We start from the raw sequence: 18,281 nt of genomic DNA, 5'->3' as shown, positions 1-18,281 counted from the left end.
GTCTTGAGCCCTTCTCGTGGTCACCATCGGGGCAGTCGGGCGTGGGCCGGGTTCGTCGAGCGGCGCGCCGGGCGACGGCCGGGCACCTGCCCGACCACCTCCGGCTGTTCCGCGCTGCGTTCGGTCCGGTCGATGGCCTCGCGCAGCGCCGCCGGCGTGCGGGTGAGCCGGGGCGCGGAGAACACCCGGGTCGCCGGGCCGTCACATCGGGGGCAGCTCGTCGACGGGCCCGCGGTGCCGACGGGCATCACGACGTCGAAGCTGCCGTCCTGCGGGCAGCGGTACTCGAAGGTGGCCATCGCCGATTCCCGTCCAGCCTTCGTGTGTGCGGTGGCCGTTCCGCAGCGGCTCACCCTGTCTCTCCGATTGTGGCTGATTGCTCAGATAGGCGGCGCAAAACGACGAATCAGGCAAAGGTGGTGCCTTGGTCGCCGGGTTGCCGCCCCGACCGAGGTGTGGGATACGTTGGCGATCATCGATGCGTTGGCGGCATCGTCGGCGTATGGCTGCCGTCTCCTCGTCCTCACTTCTGCGCCGTCTGCGGCCGGGTCTGCCGGCGGCCGTCGTGGTGTCCACGGCGGTGCTCGGCGCCGCCCTGACCGCGGTGCCGCCGGCGGGCGCCGGCGCCGCGTACCCCGCTGTCGCACCGGCGCCCGGCGGGGCCGCGGCGCCCGTCGCGGACCCGACCGGGACCGTCTCGCCGCCCACGTCGACGCCCAGCACGCCCAGCACCACGCCGTTCCCGCCGAGCCCGCCCACGAACCTGACCGCCACCCAGGTGCGGACCACCTCGGTCACCCTCACCTGGACGGCCGCCACGCGCGGCTGCTGCCCGGTCGTCGGGTACGACATCACCTACTACCAGGCGTTCGACGACGTGATCTACAGCCTCAGCCTCGGCGACGTCACCACCACCACGATCACCAACTACATCCAGCCGGGCCGGCAGTACTCGTTCCGGGTGTCGGCCCGCGACGGCGACGGCCGCCGCTCGGCCGCCACCGACGCGCTGACTGTGGTCACCCCGGTGACCGACACCGGCCCGGACACCACCCCGCCGAGCGCGCCGCAGAACCTCACAGTCGGCGAGGTGACCGGCTCCACCGCCACGCTGTCCTGGGCACCGTCGACCGACAACGTCGGCGTGCTCGGGTACAACGTCTACCGGTTCGACGGCTGGTTCACCTCGACGCTCGTCGCCACCGTGCCGGGGACCACGTACACCGGGCCGCTGCCCCCGTCGACGCCGCTGCGCACCCTGTACTACGTGCGGGCCCGGGACGCCGCCGGCAACGTGTCGATCGCCTCCAACACCGTCACCGTGCCCACGACGACCACTCCGCCACCACCGCCGCCCTCGACCTGCCGGGTGACCTACCGGAACCAGTCCGAGTGGGCCGGCGGCTTCGTGGCCACGGTGACGGTCCAGAACACCGGGACGGCGGCGGTCGACGGCTGGATCGTCACGTTCGGCTTCCCCGGCGACCAGCAGATCACCAACGCGTGGAACGCCACGGTCGGGCAGACCGGCGCCACGGTGACCGCCCGCAACGTCGACTGGAACCGCGTCATCGCCCCGGACGGATCCGCGACCTTCGGCTTCCAGGGACGGTGGGGCGCCAGCGACGCGCCGCCGACCGGCTTCTCGCTCAACGGCGCCCCCTGCACAGTCGGCTGAGAGGAAGTCCTGTGACCACACGCCACCGCCGCCGCGCCCTGGCCGGGGCCGTCACGGCCGTCGTCCTCGCCGTCACCACCACGATCGGGGGTACGCCGGCGCCCGTCGCCGCCGCGAACACGCTGAGCATGCGGGGCGCGGACGTCTCGTCGTTGCAGCGCAGCCTGGACCTGGGGGCGAAGTACTACGACGCGGGCGGGGTCGCCCGTGACCCGCTGGACATCCTCAGGTCCGCCGGCGTCAACTACGTCCGGCTGCGCGTCTGGAACAACCCGGCCAGCGGCTACAACAACAAGAGCAAGGTGCTGGTCCAGGCGAGAGCGGCCAAGGCGAAGGGCCTCAAGGTCCTCATCGACTTCCACTACTCCGACACCTGGGCCGACCCCGGCAAGCAGTACAAGCCGGCCGCCTGGGCCGGCCACAGCCTGAGCCAGCTGCGCAACGACGTGTACGCCTTCACGTACGACGTCTGCGCCGCCCTGCGCGGGCAGGGCACGCTGCCGGACAGCGTGCAGATCGGCAACGAGATCAACGTCGGGATGCTGTGGAACGAGGGGAAGGTCGTCAACAACGACTTCGCCCCGCTGGCCGGCCTGCTGAAGCAGGGCTACAACGCGGTGAAGGCCTGCGGCGGCGGCATCCCGGTCATGATCCACACCGCCAACGCCGACAGCAACGCCAACGCCCGCTGGTTCTACGACGGCATCCGCGCCCAGGGCGTGCAGTGGGACATGACCGCGCTGTCGTACTACTGCATGTGGCACGGCAGCCTGGCGAACCTCTACAACAACATCGTCGACCTGCGGAACCGCTACGGGAAGCCGGTGGTGATCGTGGAGACCGCGTACCCGTTCACCCGGGACGACGCGGACGGCCAGCCGAACGTCATCGGCGACGTCACCTGCGACGGGATCAGCGCGACCTGGGCCGGGCAGGCCCAGCAGTTCGACTGGGTCCAGAACACCGCCCGCAACGCCGGCGCCATCGGGGTCTTCTACTGGGAGCCGACCTGGTACGCCGTCCCCGGCAACGGCTGGGACCCGGCGAACATCAACGGCACCGGGAACGGCTGGGACAACATGGCCGTCTTCGACTGGTCCGGGCGGGTGAACCCGGGGGTGCGCTGGACGCCGTGACCGGCCGCCGGCCGCACCCCGGGTGCACCCGCCTGCTCATCGCCTGAAGAGGCGGCCTATCGAGTCGCGCCGGCCCCAGGCGATGAACACGAACAGGAAGAACAGCACCACCGGGGTGATGACCAGCGCGCCGCCGTCCAGGATGAACGCCTGGGTGATGGCGGCGCCGACCATGAGCAGCGCCAGCCCGACGGCGGCCAGGCCGGCGAGCCGCGGCACCAGCAGCCCGATGCCACCGGCCAGCTCCACCAGGCCGATGAAGTAGCGGAACCAGGGCGCTGCGCCCATGTCCTCGAAGGACTGGACGGTGTTCGTCTCGCCGAACAACTTGGGGCCGGCCGAGGCGACGATGAAGAAGACGCCGAGGAAACCCTGGAGCACCCACAGCGTGCGGTGCAGCCCACGGGCGACGGGCGGGGGAGTGGTGTCGACAACGCTCATGGCTCTCGTCCTCCTGAAGAATCAGCTGGTGCATCCGAACGGATGCACCAGCTGAGACCGGACAGGACATGTGAACTCATCGGTGATCCGGCGGACCGCTACCAGGCCTTGCCGCGGATCGGGGGCACGTCGAGATCGCGCTCGCCGCCCCGGTGCTCGGCGAGCAGTCGCCGGCGGATCGAACGCCAGGCGACGCGCTCCTGGCGGCGGCCGAGCCTGCGGCAGGACTGGAACGTGCAGAGCCGGCAGCCGCAGAGGTTGGGCGCCTGCGCCGACACCTCGCGGTGGCAGCGGGTGCGGATCCACTCGGGCGCGGCGAGGAACTCGGCCAGATCGCAGGCGCCCAGGTGGTGCCGGTGGATGTCGGTGAACCAGCGGCGCAGGTACGGATCCCGCTGCTGCACACGCTCGGGTCGGTGGATGTCGGTACGGGCCATGTGACGACCGCCCTTCCGGCCGCCCGCGCACCATGCGCGGGACTAACGCCTCTCTGGCATGCCGGTCACCTCCCGTCGCCGGTGGACGCCCCCATTCTGCTGATCATGGATCGGGCCAGGCATCCGATTTCCGGGGCCGCCCAATGGGTCGATCAGGCCGTACCATCGCCCGGTGAAGCTGCGCCGCCGGCTCGTCGCCGCGTCTCTGCTGCTGGCGGTGGAGACGATGGCGCTCGCGCTGCTCGTCACCGAGTCCCTGACGGGTGCGATCGCCGCCGCCGGCCTCACCTGCCTGTCGTTGTGGCTGCACCTCGCCCTGCACGAGGGCGGCCACCTCGTCGCGGCGAAGCTGCTGCGCCTGCCGGTCGTCGCGGTCCACATCGCGCCCTTCACCGGATGGCGCAACGAGGTGTCGGTCCGGCCGTCGGCGTCGATGCCGGCGTTGCCGCTGCGGATGGCGCTGTTCCATCTCGGCGGCCCGGTGGCGAACCTGGGCGCCGCCGCGGCGCTCGTCGTCGTGGCGACGCACACGGCAACGGTGTCGACGCGCCTGGCGCTGTTCAGCGCCGCGTTCGTCGGAGCGCTGCTCGGCCTGGGCAATCTCGTTCCGGGGAGTTCGCCCCGCAGTGACGGCCGCAACCTGCTCCGCTGGCTCGGGGCCCCGGCGGCCGCCCGGGCCGGACTGCGGGCGTACTACCACCAGGACGTGCGGCGGCCCGCCGAGGACGGTCCGAAGATCATCGGGAGTCCGCCCGGGCGGTAGCGCGGTCGCGGCTCAGCCGAGCGGGCCGGTCACCGCGGTCACCGTGCCGCCGGGCAGGAAGCCGGAACGGCCGTGCCCGCCGTGCGCCACCGGGCCGGGCAGCGAGACCGCAGCCGCCGCGTACATCCGGGCCGGCCCGGCGGGTGAGCCGCCCTGCCAGGCCAGGTAACCGGAGACGGTGGCGGGTTCGCCGGGGAAACGGCGGGCCAGCTCCGCGACGTACCGGGACACCGGCTCCGCGCGCGGGTCGAACCGGAGCGCGAGCATCTGCCCGGTCGCGGGGCGCAGCACCGCGGCGGTGAGCAGCCAGGGCGCCAGATAGGTGCCGGCCGCCGCGCCCGGCCCCCGCGCGGCGTCGCGCAGCGCCGCCTCCGCCCCGGCCCAGCCGGTGACCACGAGCGTCGGATGCCGTCCGGACCCCGGGGGTACGACACGCAGTCCGGCGCGGCGCGCGGCGTCGGTGACGGCGGCGACCGCCGCGACGGAGCGGGCCGAGGAGTCGCCCACGACGCCGAGGGCGCCCTCGGCCCGGGGCGCGAGGAAGGCGACTGTGGCGTCGAGGTCCTCGCGGTCACCGGAGGTGAGGGCGTCCGCGGGGCAGCGCGACAGCGGCTGCGGGTCGTCCCGCAGGAGCACGCCGAGGGCCGCGCTGACGCACTCCGGCCCGTCCGGACCGCGCAGGTCGGGACCGGGCGCGTCGGCCGCCCCGGCGTCCAGCCGAATCACGGCCTGGCGTCCGCCGTACGCGACGTGCAGCCGGCTCGGGCCGGGCGGAAGGTGTACGAGGGCCCAGCCGTTGGTGGCACCGGGCAGCCGGACGGCGGGGGAGAGGCGGTCCGCCCGCGTCCCGACCGAGACTCCCTCCGCGCCGACGTGCACGAGGTTCCAGCCGGGCCGCTGCGGCGCCACCACCAGCGGGAGGCCCCGGCCGCCGTTGTCCACTGCGACGAGCAGCGGCGCGCCGGGGCGGCCGGGCGGCGCGGGCAGCGCCACGGCGGTCGCGGTGGCGGCGACGATGACGACCGCGGGCAGCACGACCGCCTGTCCCCGCAGCAACGTCCGGTCCGGCTGCCGTCGGCGTCGCAGGCCGGCGCCCAGGCCCACGGCTCCGGCCACGGCGACCGCAAGGCAGACCCAGCGTGCCGGGCCGGCCCATCCGGGGCCTTCCGGGCCGAGGGCGGCGTGGTCGGTACCGAGCCGCACCGCGCCGGCCGCCGCCTCGGCGGTGACGGCGGCGAGCATCCAGGGCGCCGCCCGGTGGGCGACGCGCCGCCGGGCCGAGTCCGCGCCGAGCACTGTGGCGACGCCGCCCAGCAGCACCGCGGCGGCGAGCCCGTGCCCGGCGGCGGCCGTCGCCTCCGCGACTGTCGCGGTGGGCAGCGCCAGCAGGCCGGCCCCGGCGGACACGAGCAGAGCCAGGGGTACGCCGACCGCGCGCCGCCCGGCGCACCCGGGCAGGGCGAGGCAGGCCGCCGCGAGCACGAGCGTTCCGGCGGCGGGGGCGTCCCCGCCCAGGCCGAGGGTGAGCAGGTGCGCGACGGCGGCGGTCACCGCCGTGGCGGTGAGGCGGCGGGGCGCCGGGGCGGCGAGCGGTCGCAGCAGCACAAGCCCGGCCGTGGTGGCCGTCGCGGCGAGGGCGAGCAGCGCGGCGAACCCGGTGGCGGCCGGCGCGACACCGCCGCCGTCCGCGGCGTGGGCCGGCCCCGCCGCCAGCAGCGTGGCCGCCACTGCGGCGAGGGCCGCGCCGGTGAGCCGTCCGGCCGATCGGGGTACGCCCCGGCGACCGTCGGCGGTACGCGGTGTCGCGGTGCGGTCGGGCACTCGTGTCTCCTCGGCTGTCACATCGGTCGATCGGCCGGGTCGGCAACCGGGGGATACGTGTTGGCGGCGTACCAGTCGCCGCGGCCCCGCGGCAGCAGGTCGAGCACGTTCCACACCGGGGAGAGCAGGTCGATGCCGCGCTCGGTGCCGTCGACGAAGTTGGCCGGCTGGCTGTAGAAGTGCCGGACGCCGTCGCCGTCGCGGACCAGCACGCTGACCATCGGGCGCTGGTCGCCGTTCGGGTGCTCGGCGCGCAGGTCGGCGTTGAAGTCGGTGCCGTGGCTGGAGAGCAGCCGCAGGCCGGCCCAGCCGCGCCGGGCGCCCCAGGCGCGCAGCTTCTCCGCCGGGGCCTTGCCGACCACCACGAACGCGGTGTGCTGCTGGAGGTGGTGGGCGACGCCGTGGAACCCGTCCACCCACATCGAGCACATCGGGCAGGCGGCGTCGGCGTCCGGGTGGAACATCAGGTGGTAGACGAGGAGCGTGCGGTGCGCGCCGAAGAGCGCGGACAGCCGGACGGGGCGCAACGGGCCGGGCGCGGTCAGGTCGGCCGGTCCCTCGGTGAGCGCGACGTCGGCCACCGGCGCGCCGAGCGGCAGCTCCCGCCGGGCGGCGGCGACCTGTTCGATCTGGTCACACAGGCGGCGTTCGGCCTCGGCGAGGCGCAGCCGCGCGGCCACGTATCCGGCGTCGGCGCCGTCCGGCCACATCGGCAGCGCCGGCGCGCTCGCGTCCTCGGTCATCCTCTCGTCCTTCCTCGACCCGCGCTAACGCCGGCCATTCGCTATAGAATATAGAAGTGATCAGCGGGTAGGTGCCGACAGAGGGGGTACGCGCGTGACGGAGACGACCGCGCCACCAGGGCTGCCGCAGCATGGCCGGTTCGCCACCGCCGACCCCGACGCCGACATCCACGAGTGGCTCGCCGACTGGCGCCGCCAGGCCCCGATGCGCGTGGACGTCGTGCCCCTGGCCGGCCTGCGCGGCTGGCGCCAGGACGCCGACACCGGAGTCCTGGCCCACCGCAGCGGCCGGTTCTTCCGGGTGGAAGGGCTCTCCGTCGAGGTGCCGGGCGCGGCCGTGCCCCGCTGGGACCAGCCGGTGCTGCACCAGCCGGAGGTGGGCATCCTCGGGCTGCTCGCCCGCCGCGACGGCGACACGCTGCGGGTGCTGGTGCAGGCCAAGGCGGAGCCCGGCAACCAGGACGGCCACCAGCTCGCGCCCACCGTCCAGGCCACCCGGAGCAACTGGACCGGCGTCCACGGCGGCCGCCCGGTGCCGTTCCTGCACCACTTCCGCGACCCGGACCCGCGCCGGGTGCTCGTGGACGTCCGCCAGTCCGAGCACGGGTCCTGGTTCCTGCGCAAACGCAACCGCAACATGGTGGTCCTCACCGACGAGGACATCGTGCCGCCGCCCGGGTTCCGCTGGCTCAGCCTCGCCCAGCTGCACCGGCTCCTGCGCCACGACGACCTGGTCAACATGGACATCCGTACCGTGCTCTCGTGCCTGCCGGCGGAGCTGACGGCCCGGGCGGCCGGCCCGGCCGGGGACGCCTTCACGGCCGCGCTGCGCCGCTCCTGCCGGCCCGGGCCGGGCAGCCGGCACCACACCGGCGAGCTGCTGCACTGGATCACCGACGTCCGCAGCCGGACCGAGGTGGACGCCGACCGGACGGCGCTGCGCGGACAGGCGGCGTGGCATCTCGGCGAGGTCTCCCTGCGACACGACAGTGGGCTGTTCTTCGAGGTCATCGGCGTGGACGTGGACGCCGAGGGGCGCGAGGTGGCGAGCTGGTCGCAGCCGATGCTGCGGCCCTGCGGCCAGGGGGTGGTGGCGTTCCTGGCCACCCGCCTCGACGGTGTGCTGCACGTGCTGGCGCACGCCCGGGTCGAACCGGGCTTCGTCGACGTGGTGGAACTGGCGCCGACGGTCCAGTGCACGCCCGCCACGCTCGACTACCTGCCCGCCGCCGCGCGTCCGCCCTTCCTGGACCAGGTGCTCGGCGCGCCGCCGGAGCGGGTCCGGTTCCGCGCGCTCCTCTCCGAGGAGGGCGGACGGCTCTACCGGGCCCGTAGCAGCTATCTGGTGGTGGAGACCGACGACGTCGACCTGGAGAGCGACCAGTACCGCTGGGTGACGCTGCACCAGCTCTCGGAACTGCTGCGGCACAGCAACTACGTGAACGTCTCGGCCCGCAGCCTGATCGCCTGCCTGCGCGGGCTGCTGGACGCCGGCTGAGCGGGCGGACCGGGTCGCGCCCGGTCCGCCCGCCGCGACGGCGGTCAGTCGCCGAAGCCGGTCGGGTGGGCGTCGCCGACCGCGTTGAGCAGCACACCCTGCTCCAGCAGCGCCTTGCAGGCGCAGAGCACCATGGTGAACCCGCCCATCGAGTCGATCGCCTTCGCCACGGCCTGGTCGGCGCTGCCGGCGAAGCCGGTCTCGGTGACCCGGACCAGCGTCGTGTCACCCTCGCCCGGCAGGAACCGCCATTCGAGCTGGGTGGGGGACTCCGGGTCCCACTCGGCCAGGATGCGGCTGTTCTTCTCGACGTCCTTGACCGTGACGACGGTGGAGACGCCGTACATCTCCCAGTCCCAGGTGACGGTGGCGCCGGGTTCGAGCCGGCCGCTGCTCTTGGTGAACCAGAACTTCGTGGTCACCGCCGGGTCCGCGAACGCCTCGAAGACCTCGGCGGCGGGCCTGCGGATGAGCATCTGCGCGGTGACGGCAGGCGGTTGAGTCAAACGGTCGCTGTCCACGGGGTAGCCGTGTTCCCTTCTCGTGTCATCGGCACTGCGTACAAACGGTGGCGGGGTCAGGCCCGCCGGCGGTACAGGAACATGGAGAGCGGGGCGAAGACGGCCACCAGCGCCGCGCAGCCGGCCAGCGCCGCGCCTACCTCACCGGCGGTCGCCGTGCCGTGGGCCAGGCCGCGCGCGGCGGTGACCGTCAACGCGAACGGGTTCAGGCCGACCACGGCCTGCAGCCAGCCGGGAAGCGTCTCCTGCGGCACGAAGAAGTTGCTGACGAACGACACCGGGAAGACGATCGCCTGGCAGGCGCTCAGGGCGGCGGTCGGTGACTTCAGGGCGAGCCCGAAGACCACGTACACCCAGGAGAAGGAGAAGACGAAGACCAGGGTGATCAGGATCGTGGCGAGGACGCCGAGCACGCCACCGTCGGGCCGGAAGCCGACCGCGAGCCCGACCGCCACGGCGACCGCGCAGCCGACGACGTAGAGCACGTTGTTGCCGAGCAGGGTGCCGACGATCGCGGCGGGCCGCCAGATGGCCAGCGCGCGGAAGCGGTCGGTCACCTCCCGGGAGTTGTCCAGGTTGACCACCGCGCCGATCCGCATGCTGATCATGATCCCGGTGAACACCACGATGCCCGGGATGTAGAACTGCATGTAGCTCGACGTCGAACCGGCCAGCGCGCCGCCGAACAGGAAGCCGAAGACGAGCGTGAACATGACCGGCACGCCGAGCGCCTCGAGGATCTGCGTCGGGTCGCGGCGTACCTTCTGCACCGCCCGCCACGCGAAGGTCAGCGTGGACGACAGCGCGCCGGGACGTGCCGGCCGCGCCGCGGACGGCGCCGAGGCGCCACGGCCGGTGCCGGTCTCCACCATGCTGCTCACGCCGCCTCCTCGGTCTCGGTCCGCGAGCCGTCCGCCCGGTGCCCGGTGAGGGCGAGGAACACCTGGTCCAGGGTGGCGTGGCCGAAGGCGTACTCGGCCAGGCCGACGCCGGCCCCGGTGAGGGCGGCGAGCGCCCGGGTGGCCTCCTCCTCGGCCGCGACCTGCGCGGTCAGCTCCATCCGGTCGGCGCCGGCGTGCACCGCCGTGCCCAGCGCCTCCGCCAGCATCCGCTCGGCCGTCTCCCGCTGCCCGGCGTCGCGCAACCGCACCCGCAGCACGCTCGCACCGATCGACCGCTTCAGCTCCACCGGCGTGCCCTCGGCGATGACCCGGCCGTGGTCGACGACCGCGATCCGGTCGGCGAGCTGGTCGGCCTCGTCGAGATACTGCGTGGTGAGCAGGACGGTGGCGCCCTCGCCGACCATGCCCCGGACGAGTTCCCACACCTGGTTGCGGCTGTGCGGGTCCAGCCCGGTGGTCGGCTCGTCGAGGAACATCAGGTCGGGTGTCACGATCATGCTGCTGGCGATGTCGAGCCGACGGCGCATGCCGCCGGAGTAGGTCCGCACCAGCCGGGCGGCGGCCTCCTCCAGGCCGAACGTGGCGAGCAGCTCCTCGGCGCGGCGGCGGGCCGCGCTCCAGGAGAAGCCGCGTAGCCGGGAGAGCAGGACGAGATTGTCCCGGCCGGACAGTTCCTCGTCGACCGACGAGTATTGCCCGGTCAGCCCGATCCGGTCGCGGATCGCCCCGGCCTCGCGCACCACGTCGTGGCCGAGCACGCGGACCTCGCCGCTGTCGGGCGGGACGAGCGTGGCGAGGGTGCGGACGATCGTCGTCTTCCCGGCGCCGTTGGGGCCGAGCACGCCGAACACGCTTCCGGCCGACACGCGCAGATCGATCCCGTCGAGCGCGCGCACCTCGCCGTAGGATTTGCGCAATCGTGTGATCTCGATGGCGGGAGTGTCGGTCTGCTGTGCGGACAACCCAGCCGTACGCGACATTGTGTTCACAAACATATAGTAGCAGGACGTTTCGCTCCGGTCACGCCTCTTGATCCGCGCGTCGCGCGCGTTCCGCCACCACGTGATCGTCGCATGGACACCCGTCGGTCGATAGCTATAACATTCTCAAGCAGCAACTTGCCGCCGAGAGTGGAGGAGCGGACGTGTCCACACGCGAGCTGACCGAAATCGACGAGGTAGCGGAGATCTACGACGACGGCGCCTGGGCCGTCGAGGTGCTCGGCGGAAACATCCACTTCGGATGGTGGGAGGACGACGACGACCGCACGCCCTTCCTGGAGGCCATCAACCGGTTCACCGACATCGTCGGCGACCGCCTCGGCCTGCGCCCCGGCGATCGGCTGCTGGACGTCGGCTGCGGCGCCGGCGAGCCGGCCATCCGGCTCGGCCAGCGCAGCGACGCCGACATCACCGGCATCACCAACAGCGCCGAGCACCTCAAGCGGGCCCGGGAACGGGTCAACGAGTCCGGGCTGCGTGGCCAGGTCCGCTTCGAGCTCGGCGACGCCGCCGCGCTGAGCTACCCCGACGCCTCCTTCGACAAGGTGCTCGCCTTCGAGTCCCTGGTGCACGCGCAGGACCGCCGGCAGTGGCTCGCCGAGATCCGCCGCGTACTCAAGCCCGGCGGCCGGCTCGTGCTCACCGACCTCGCCGAGGACGCCCCGCTCACCGAGCGGGACCGGCAGATCCTCACCGACTTCACCCTCGCCCCGCCCGGCCCGCCGATGGCCGCGTTCGACCTGGTCCGCGACGCCGGCTTCGTGGTGGACGAGTTCCTCAGCTGCGGCGACAAGATCAGCCGTTCGTTCCCCGCGTACCACGAGCGGGTGCAGCAGCGGCGCGACACGCTCGCCGCCGCGCACGGCGCCGAGAAGATCGACGCCTTCCTCGCCGAGATGCCGGCCGTGCTCGACGTCCTGCGCACCAAGGTCGGCTGCGTCGTCATCGCCGCCCACAAGCCGCGCTGACCCGCCCGGCACCGGTGACCGGAAGGAGCAGGCAGATGACCGCCCCCGCCGTCACCGGCTGCCGGATCTGCGGCGGCCCGGTGACCGAGATGCTCGACCTCGGCCGCCAGCCCCTCTCCGACGCGTTCCCCCGCCCGGCCGACCTCGACGGCGAGTTCTTCTACCGCCTCGCCGTGGGTCGGTGCGCCGACTGCACGATGGTCCAGCTCGTCGAGGAGGTGCCGCGCGAGCGGATGTTCCACCACGACTACCCGTACCGCTCGTCGCTGTCGTCGGTGATGCGCGCGCACTTCACCGGCACCGGCCGGGAACTGCTCGCCACCGAGCTGACCCGGCCCGGCGCGTTCTGCGTCGAGCTGGGCTGCAACGACGGGGTGATGCTGCGGACCGTGGCCGCGGCCGGCGTACGCCACCTCGGCTTCGAGCCGTCCGCCGGGGTGGCCGAGCTGGCCCGTGGGCAGGGCGTACGGGTGCGTACCGACTTCTTCGAGGAGGAGACCGCCGCCGACGTGCTCGCCACCGACGGGCCGGCCGACGTCATCTACGCCGCCAACACGATCTGCCACCTGCCCTACCTGGACTCGGTGCTGCGCGGCGCGCGGCTGCTGCTCGCCCCCGGCGGCGTCCTCGTCTTCGAGGACCCGTACCTCGGCGACATCCTCGCCCGGACCGCCTTCGACCAGATCTACGACGAGCACTTCTACTACTTCACCGCCCACTCGGTACGGGCCGCCGCGGCCCGCTTCGGGCTGGAGCTCGTGGACGTGCGGCGGCTCCCGGTGCACGGCGGCGAGGTGCGCTACACGCTCGCCCGCGCCGGGGCGCGTACCCCGTCCCCGGCCGTCGCCGACCTGCTGCGCCAGGAACGGGAGCAGGGAGTGACCGGGGAGGCGGCGCTGCGCCGGTTCGCCGCCGCCGTCGCGCGTACCCGATCCGAGCTGGTCGCGCTGCTGCGCTCGCTGAGAGAGGAGGGCCGCACCGTCGCGGCCTACGGGGCCACCGCGAAGAGCGCCACCGTCACCAACTACTGCGGGCTCGGGCCGGAGCTGATCTCGTACGTCTGCGACACCACCCCGGCCAAGCAGGGCCGGCTGACCCCGGGCGCGCACATCCCGGTCCGCCCGCCCGAGGCATTCGCCGACCCGTACCCGGACTACGCGGTGCTCTTCGCCTGGAACCACGCCGAGGAGATCATGGCGAAGGAGACCGGCTTCCGGGCCGCCGGCGGCCGGTGGATCCACTACGTGCCCACCGTGCGCGTACGGTGACGGCATCGGTGGCGCGCGGCTTCTACCGCGCCGGATACCCGGAGATCTACGACCTGGTGATGCGGCACCGGGGCCGCGACCACATCGCCGAGGCCGCCACGCTCGCCCGGACGGTCCGGCGCCGGAACCCGGCCGCCGCCTCGCTGCTCGACGTGGCCTGCGGCACCGGGCTGCACCTGGAGCACCTGCGGACCCACTTCGCCCCGGTGACCGGCGTGGACCTGTCCGCGGAGATGCTGGCCCGAGCCGGCGCCCGGGTGCCGGACGTGGCCCTGCACGAGGGCGACATGCGCGACCTGGATCTGGCCGACACCTTCGACGTGGTGGTCTGCCTCTTCGCGGTGCCGCACCTGCGCGGCGCCGCCGAACTGGACCGGACCGTCGCGCGGCTGGCCGCCCACCTGACGCCGGGCGGCGTGCTGGCGGTCGAGCCCTGGTACACGCCGGAGACGTTCGTCCCCGGCTACGTGGCCCGCGACATGGTGCAGGAGCAGGACCGGGTGGTGGTCCGGCTGTCCCACTCGACGTGGCTCGACGACGCGCGCGACCGGATCCGGATGACAGTGCACCAGGCGTACGCCGACCCGGAGGCCGGTATCCGGCACGACACCGCGACGACCGATCTGACGCTGTTCCGGCCGCAGCACTTCGCCGCCGCGTTCGCCCGGGCCGGGCTCGCCGCCGCGCACGTCACGGCGCCGCCGTTCCGGTGGGGCCTGTGGATCGCCCGGCCCGCAGGTGCGCGGTGACCGGCGACCGGCCTCGCGTGGTCGTGCTCGGCGGCACCGGGTTCGTCGGCGCCCATGTCGCGGACGCCTTCGCCGACGCCGGCCACGACGTGCTCACGGTGGCCCGCCGCGCCCCGGCCGGCGACCGGCACCGGTTCACCGCGCTCGACCTCGGCGGCACCGGTCCGGGGACGCTGGCGCGGCTGCTGGACGCCGAGGACCCGGTCGCCGTGGTCGACTCCACCGGCAGCAGCTGGGGACTGGACCCCGGCCGGATGGCGGAGCGCTGCACCCGGCTCAGCGCGCTGCTGCTCGACGCGCTGCGCCGCGCCGCCTGCCGCCCCCGGCTGGTCCATCTCGGCTCGGTGCTGGAGCACGGGCCGCAGCCGGCCGATCCGCGCGGTACGTCCGCGCCGGACACCGCGTACGGCCGGGCGAAACTGGCCGCGACCCGGGCCGTGCTGGCGGCGGCCGACGCCGGTGAGGTCGACGCGGTGGTGCTGCGGCTGGTGAACGCGCTCGGCCCGGGGCTGCCCGCGACCAGCCTGCTGGGCCGGGTCGCCGCCGCGCTGGCGCCGGCCGCGCGGGCCGGCGTCGCCGCGCGGGTGACGCTCGCCCCGCTGGAGGCCCGGCGTGACTTCGTCGACGTCCGGGACGCCGCCGAGGCCGTGCTGGCCGCCGCCGGGCGCCCGGTGACCGGCCGCGTCCTCGACGTCGGCCGCGGCGAGGCGGTGCCGGTGCGGACGCTGGTCCGGCTCCTGGTGGAGGTCAGCGGCGTGCAGGCGACAGTGGTGGAGCGTGCCGGCCCGGCCGGCTGGCGGGCCGGGACCCGGTGGTCGTGCGTCGACCCGGCGCCCGCCGCGGCGGCCCTCGGCTGGCGGCCGCGCCGCGACCTGCGCCGGGCGGTCACCGACTTCTGGCACGACGAGCTGCGCCGCTACTCCGGCGACGGGGAGCCGGCGTCGGCGGGGCCGCCGCGCCAGCGGGCGCCGTAGCGCCGGCGGGGAATCGACAGGTGGCGCGACCGGCGTCACCGGCTCGGCGGTACGGCGTCGGCCGTGCCGCCGCGACGACAGGGAGGGCAGGAGTCATGCGCGTACTGTTCATGCCGGGTCCGGCCATCGGCCACGCGTTCCCGCTGGTACCGCTCGGGTGGGCGTTCCGCGCCGCCGGGCACGAGGTCGTCTTCGTCACCGCCGGTGACGCGCTGGCGGTGGCCCGGGCCGGGCTGCCGGTCCTGGACGCGGTGCCCGGACGCACCACCTCGGACATGCAGGCGCAGTTCATCCGCGACGTGCCGCGCCTCTTCGAGCCGATCGGCGCCGACCCGATCGCGGAGATGGAGGAACGCAAGCCGTACATCGTCTCGGCCTGGGACCCGTTCGTCGACGCCCACGTCGCGCTCGGCGAGTGGGTCCAGCCGGACCTTGTGGTGTACGACCCGATCTTCGCGGTCGGCCCGGTCGTCGCCGCCCGGCTGAAGGTGCCGGCGGTGGCGCACAGCCTCGGGCTGGCCCGGTTCACCCCCGACCTGCTGCGCGAGCTGCCCGGCGCGGTGGCGATGCGCCGGCACGGGGTGACGCTGCCCGAGGGCATCCGGACCGTCGACATCGCCCCGCCGAGCCTGGTCGAGGGCGGACCGGCCGACATCTCCATGCGCTACGTGCCGTACAACGGCGGCGGGGTGCTGCCCGACTGGCTGCGGGAACCGGTCGCCCGGCCCCGGATCGCCGTCACGTTCGGCACGCTCGGCGGGCCGGACCGGTTCGCCGCCGGCATCGCGCGGGTGCTTGCCGCCGCGCCCGGGCTGGACGCCGAGTTCGTGCTGGCGATCGGGGAGTCGGCCGCTCCGGCCGACCTGCCGCCGAACGTGCGGACCACCGGCTGGGTGCCGCTGAACCAGTTGCTGCGCGGCTGCGCCGCCGCGATCCACCACGGCGGCGACGGCACGACGCTGACCTGCGCCGCGCTCGGCGTCCGCCAGCTGGTGCTGCCCGGCTCGCCGGACGAGCTGGTCACCGGCGAGCTGCTGCGCGGCCGGGGGCTGGCGCACGTGCTGGGCTCGGTGGACGAGCTGGACGCCGCCGCGATCGGCCGGCTGCTCACCGACGCGGAGCTGGGCCGGGTGACCGGCGAGGTGCGGGCCGAGATCGCGGCGCTGCCGTCCCCGGCCGAGGTGGTGCCCCGGCTGGCCACGGCGGTGTGAGCGCGGCGGCGGGCGGCTCGTCGCCGCCCGCCGCCGGTTGCGGTCAGCGCAGTTGCGCGTCGGCCACCGCGAAGAGCAGCCCGTGCGGGTTCGCCTTGCCGGTGTCGCCGTGCGGCCAGCTCGTCCGGTCGAAGCTCACGCAGCGCCGGCCGGTGTGCTCGTCGCGGAACGCGCGGTCCTCGGTGAGCCGGCCCGCCGGGTCGACCAGCGCCATGCAGATCCGGGCGTCACCGTCGAGTCCGGTGGGCGCCACGAAGTAGTTCGAGGTGACCACCCGGGAGACCTGGTCGGTCTGGCGGAAGTGCTTCCCGCCCGCCACCGGCCGGAACGTGTCCATCGCGCCCCAGTGCGGCCCACCGAGTGTGGTGTCCACGATGGGCAGGGCGCTGACCAGCGCGGGACAGTCCGGCTCGGCGCCGCCGCGTACGGTCTCCGCGATCGTGTCGATGCGGCACGAGGTGCGGCTGCCGGCGGCCAGGAGCCGGCGGATGTCCAGCACGTACACCATGCCGGACTCGGCGTTGACGGCCGGTGAGTTGTTGCCGCCGAACATCACCGTGTGGAACAGGAAACGGTCGTCCGGGCTCACCATGAGCCAGCTGCCGCCGTCGGCCGCGCTGGTCGGGGTGTCACGCGGGTAGATCCGGCGGAAGGCGGTCGCGTCGTCGAACACCTGCCGCCAGGTCAGCTCCCGCTTGGTGATGTCCGGCGTGTAGTAGACCGCGCCCATCCCGGTGGCCACGAACGCTCCCTTGTGCCGGGGCTGGTGCGTCACCGCGGGCTCCATGGCCAGCAGACCCTCGCGGCTGTACTCGTCGTCGACCCGGGGCCCGTCGGGCAGGTAGGACAGGGAGAGCAGGCGGGGCCGGTTCCGGTCGCTGATGTCGTACGTGCGGACCGTGCGGCGCTGCAGGTTGGGGTCGGTCACCAGGCCGGCGACGACGTGCCGCACCTCGACGAAGTCGCTGGTGACCAGCCGGTTCAGGTCCTCGCGCAGCGCGATGCCGTGCGGGTTGGCGCAGGTCGGCACCGGCAGCGCGGGCTGGTTGGGGCAGGAGACCGGGTCCTCGGCGGTCTTCTTCGCCGCCGGCATCTCGGCCAGCACCCGGCCGTCGGCGCCGAGCCGGACCACCTCGCCGGGGGAGCCGGCGAAGCCGTTGCCCACGCGGGTCTGCCCGTCGGAGTAGGTGCAGGGCCCGGCGACGTCGGGCCCGCCCATGTACGACCCGTACGCGGTGCCGTCGCGCAGGACCGTGAACGCGTCCGGCACCGAGCCGCACGGGGTGTCGTGCGGCAGCGTCACGCCGCTGAGCGAGACCCGGGGCAGCCGGCTGACGTCGAAGACGTAGACGGTGTCGCTGAGCAGGCCGCCCGCGTACACCTTGTCGCCCTTGCGCCAGGTGTACTGCATGTGGTGCGGCTCGTTGCCGAAGACCGAGTCGACGGTGACGGTGTTCGCCACCCGGCCGTAGTCGGGGGAGCCGGGGGTGGCGTCCACGACGGCGAGGAAGTCGGGGTCGGGCCTGCCGTCGGGGCCGGGCGCGGCGTCACCGGTCCAGACCAGCAGCCACTGGCGGGCGGGCGCGCCGGGACGCTCGGCGGCCTGAGCCGTGCGGGTGAGGTGGTTGGTGATCCGGTACGGCTGGCCGTCGCTGCCGGTCACCGTCGAGGTTACCCGTCGCACGGACGCCCCGGCCGCGGCCGGGGGTGGCACCAGGCCGCTGCTGACGGCGACGAGCGCGATCACTCCGATGTGGGCGGCCCGCCGGAGCGGACCGCGCAGTTGTGGACGGGGCATGGACGTCCTCCTGGTCACGTGCGGGATTGAGGCCGGAACATGCCAGGCGTCGCGGTCGAGGGGGACGGAGAAGTGCCGGGGAGCGGCGCCCGCGGCAGCGAGCCTACTATCCGAATTGCAACTGTCAATTGACGGGAAGTCGACTGCAGGGAGATCCACTGCGCGCAATTTCCATCGATTGCCGGAGGGGCCTAGGTGGTCGACAGTGGCCGATGTCGGGGCAGGTCAGCTCGGTCCTGAGGGCTTGCCGGGAAAGGCTGTTCGTGCGCCCCGCAGGGTTGGTGCCAAGTCCGCGGCGACGGCGTCGCGGCCCGGGTGATTCCGTCCGTTCGGGCCAGTGGCCGGGAGCCGCCGGTACCGACGTCGGTTGAC

General features: G+C 74.0%; 18 protein-coding genes. 9 read left to right on the top strand and 9 right to left on the bottom strand.

What is annotated here, in order from left to right; translation table 11 throughout:
* Window positions 1-20 precede the first annotated feature (20 nt).
* The gene (locus tag DQE82_RS18490; protein WP_069087883.1) at window positions 21-299 is read right to left on the bottom strand and encodes a zinc ribbon domain-containing protein; all 279 of its coding nucleotides are present in this window, start codon (window positions 297-299) and stop codon (window positions 21-23) included.
* A gap of 203 nt (window positions 300-502) precedes the next feature.
* Between DQE82_RS18490 and DQE82_RS18485 the strand changes: the two genes are divergently transcribed.
* Both DQE82_RS18485 and DQE82_RS18480 read left to right on the top strand, forming a co-directional pair.
* The gene (locus tag DQE82_RS18485) at window positions 503-1,678 is read left to right on the top strand and encodes a cellulose binding domain-containing protein (protein WP_113973306.1); all 1,176 of its coding nucleotides are present in this window, start codon (window positions 503-505) and stop codon (window positions 1,676-1,678) included.
* A gap of 11 nt (window positions 1,679-1,689) precedes the next feature.
* Window positions 1,690-2,814, top strand: a complete 1,125-nt coding sequence (locus tag DQE82_RS18480; protein ID WP_113973305.1) for a glycosyl hydrolase 53 family protein — start codon at window positions 1,690-1,692, stop codon at window positions 2,812-2,814.
* 36 nt (window positions 2,815-2,850) lie between these two features.
* Here the strand turns inward: DQE82_RS18480 and DQE82_RS18475 are convergent, their stop codons facing one another.
* A complete protein-coding gene (locus DQE82_RS18475; protein WP_043325293.1) occupies window positions 2,851-3,255 on the bottom strand; it encodes a DoxX family protein in 405 nt (134 codons plus the stop codon).
* Between the two features lie 98 nt (window positions 3,256-3,353).
* Window positions 3,354-3,692, bottom strand: coding sequence for a hypothetical protein (locus DQE82_RS18470; RefSeq protein WP_043325291.1), 339 nt, complete (start codon window positions 3,690-3,692; stop codon window positions 3,354-3,356).
* A gap of 172 nt (window positions 3,693-3,864) precedes the next feature.
* On the opposite strand from DQE82_RS18470, the gene DQE82_RS18465 reads away from it, so the two are divergent.
* Window positions 3,865-4,455, top strand: a complete 591-nt coding sequence (locus tag DQE82_RS18465) for a hypothetical protein (RefSeq protein WP_223201166.1) — start codon at window positions 3,865-3,867, stop codon at window positions 4,453-4,455.
* 12 nt (window positions 4,456-4,467) lie between these two features.
* Here DQE82_RS18465 and DQE82_RS18460 read toward each other — a convergent pair whose 3' ends face one another.
* On the bottom strand, window positions 4,468-6,276 hold the full coding sequence (locus DQE82_RS18460) for a hypothetical protein (RefSeq protein WP_113973304.1): 1,809 nt from the start codon (window positions 6,274-6,276) through the stop codon (window positions 4,468-4,470).
* Between the two features lie 17 nt (window positions 6,277-6,293).
* The gene (locus DQE82_RS18455; RefSeq protein WP_199496031.1) at window positions 6,294-7,019 is read right to left on the bottom strand and encodes a DUF899 family protein; all 726 of its coding nucleotides are present in this window, start codon (window positions 7,017-7,019) and stop codon (window positions 6,294-6,296) included.
* Window positions 7,020-7,113: 94 nt separating this feature from the next.
* Between DQE82_RS18455 and DQE82_RS18450 the strand changes: the two genes are divergently transcribed.
* Window positions 7,114-8,517, top strand: coding sequence for an NDP-hexose 2,3-dehydratase family protein (locus DQE82_RS18450; protein ID WP_064447364.1), 1,404 nt, complete (start codon window positions 7,114-7,116; stop codon window positions 8,515-8,517).
* Window positions 8,518-8,561: 44 nt separating this feature from the next.
* Here DQE82_RS18450 and DQE82_RS18445 read toward each other — a convergent pair whose 3' ends face one another.
* From DQE82_RS18445 to DQE82_RS18435, 3 genes are all read right to left on the bottom strand, one after another.
* Window positions 8,562-8,993, bottom strand: coding sequence for an SRPBCC family protein (locus DQE82_RS18445; protein ID WP_176722772.1), 432 nt, complete (start codon window positions 8,991-8,993; stop codon window positions 8,562-8,564).
* Window positions 8,994-9,094: 101 nt separating this feature from the next.
* Window positions 9,095-9,910 (bottom strand): ABC transporter permease, encoded by an 816-nt coding sequence (locus DQE82_RS18440; protein WP_222948614.1) that lies wholly within the window; start codon window positions 9,908-9,910, stop codon window positions 9,095-9,097.
* Window positions 9,911-9,915: 5 nt separating this feature from the next.
* A complete protein-coding gene (locus tag DQE82_RS18435; RefSeq protein ID WP_051611109.1) occupies window positions 9,916-10,920 on the bottom strand; it encodes an ATP-binding cassette domain-containing protein in 1,005 nt (334 codons plus the stop codon).
* Between the two features lie 164 nt (window positions 10,921-11,084).
* Between DQE82_RS18435 and DQE82_RS18430 the strand changes: the two genes are divergently transcribed.
* The 5 genes from DQE82_RS18430 to DQE82_RS18410 all read left to right on the top strand — a co-directional run bounded on the left by DQE82_RS18430 (window position 11,085) and on the right by DQE82_RS18410 (window position 16,111).
* On the top strand, window positions 11,085-11,909 hold the full coding sequence (locus DQE82_RS18430) for a cyclopropane-fatty-acyl-phospholipid synthase family protein (RefSeq protein WP_043325280.1): 825 nt from the start codon (window positions 11,085-11,087) through the stop codon (window positions 11,907-11,909).
* Window positions 11,910-11,944: 35 nt separating this feature from the next.
* A complete protein-coding gene (locus DQE82_RS18425) occupies window positions 11,945-13,177 on the top strand; it encodes a class I SAM-dependent methyltransferase (RefSeq protein ID WP_069087877.1) in 1,233 nt (410 codons plus the stop codon).
* On the top strand, window positions 13,174-13,926 hold the full coding sequence (locus DQE82_RS18420) for a trans-aconitate 2-methyltransferase (RefSeq protein ID WP_233514704.1): 753 nt from the start codon (window positions 13,174-13,176) through the stop codon (window positions 13,924-13,926). Before DQE82_RS18425 ends, DQE82_RS18420 begins: the two co-directional genes overlap by 4 nt.
* Window positions 13,923-14,900: an NAD(P)-dependent oxidoreductase gene (locus DQE82_RS18415; RefSeq protein ID WP_113973302.1), complete on the top strand. Its 978-nt coding sequence runs from the start codon at window positions 13,923-13,925 to the stop codon at window positions 14,898-14,900. The genes DQE82_RS18420 and DQE82_RS18415 overlap by 4 nt, the downstream gene beginning before the upstream one ends.
* 95 nt (window positions 14,901-14,995) lie before the next feature.
* Window positions 14,996-16,111: a nucleotide disphospho-sugar-binding domain-containing protein gene (locus tag DQE82_RS18410; RefSeq protein ID WP_113973301.1), complete on the top strand. Its 1,116-nt coding sequence runs from the start codon at window positions 14,996-14,998 to the stop codon at window positions 16,109-16,111.
* A gap of 43 nt (window positions 16,112-16,154) precedes the next feature.
* Here DQE82_RS18410 and DQE82_RS18405 read toward each other — a convergent pair whose 3' ends face one another.
* Window positions 16,155-17,909 (bottom strand): hypothetical protein, encoded by a 1,755-nt coding sequence (locus DQE82_RS18405; RefSeq protein WP_197494921.1) that lies wholly within the window; start codon window positions 17,907-17,909, stop codon window positions 16,155-16,157.
* Window positions 17,910-18,281: the final 372 nt, after the last annotated feature.

This window comes from Micromonospora sp. LHW51205 (genome assembly GCF_003315815.1).
Taxonomy (GTDB): Bacteria; Actinomycetota; Actinomycetes; order Mycobacteriales; family Micromonosporaceae; genus Micromonospora; species Micromonospora chalcea.
This window is presented reverse-complemented; position numbering and strand designations above follow the sequence as displayed.

Bases quoted from the DNA above. Each gene is read 5' to 3' on its own strand.
- DQE82_RS18410 (WP_113973301.1), top strand. From the start codon at position 14,996: ATGCGCGTACTGTTCATGCCGGGTCCGGCCATCGGCCACGCGTTCCCG.
- DQE82_RS18440 (WP_222948614.1), bottom strand. From the start codon at position 9,910: ATGGTGGAGACCGGCACCGGCCGTGGCGCCTCGGCGCCGTCCGCGGCG.
- DQE82_RS18425 (WP_069087877.1), top strand. From the start codon at position 11,945: ATGACCGCCCCCGCCGTCACCGGCTGCCGGATCTGCGGCGGCCCGGTG.
- DQE82_RS18435 (WP_051611109.1), bottom strand. From the start codon at position 10,920: ATGTCGCGTACGGCTGGGTTGTCCGCACAGCAGACCGACACTCCCGCC.
- DQE82_RS18470 (WP_043325291.1), bottom strand. From the start codon at position 3,692: ATGGCCCGTACCGACATCCACCGACCCGAGCGTGTGCAGCAGCGGGAT.
- DQE82_RS18405 (WP_197494921.1), bottom strand. From the start codon at position 17,909: ATGCCCCGTCCACAACTGCGCGGTCCGCTCCGGCGGGCCGCCCACATC.
- DQE82_RS18455 (WP_199496031.1), bottom strand. From the start codon at position 7,019: ATGACCGAGGACGCGAGCGCGCCGGCGCTGCCGATGTGGCCGGACGGC.
- DQE82_RS18475 (WP_043325293.1), bottom strand. From the start codon at position 3,255: ATGAGCGTTGTCGACACCACTCCCCCGCCCGTCGCCCGTGGGCTGCAC.
- DQE82_RS18445 (WP_176722772.1), bottom strand. From the start codon at position 8,993: ATGCTCATCCGCAGGCCCGCCGCCGAGGTCTTCGAGGCGTTCGCGGAC.
- DQE82_RS18490 (WP_069087883.1), bottom strand. From the start codon at position 299: ATGGCCACCTTCGAGTACCGCTGCCCGCAGGACGGCAGCTTCGACGTC.
- DQE82_RS18485 (WP_113973306.1), top strand. From the start codon at position 503: ATGGCTGCCGTCTCCTCGTCCTCACTTCTGCGCCGTCTGCGGCCGGGT.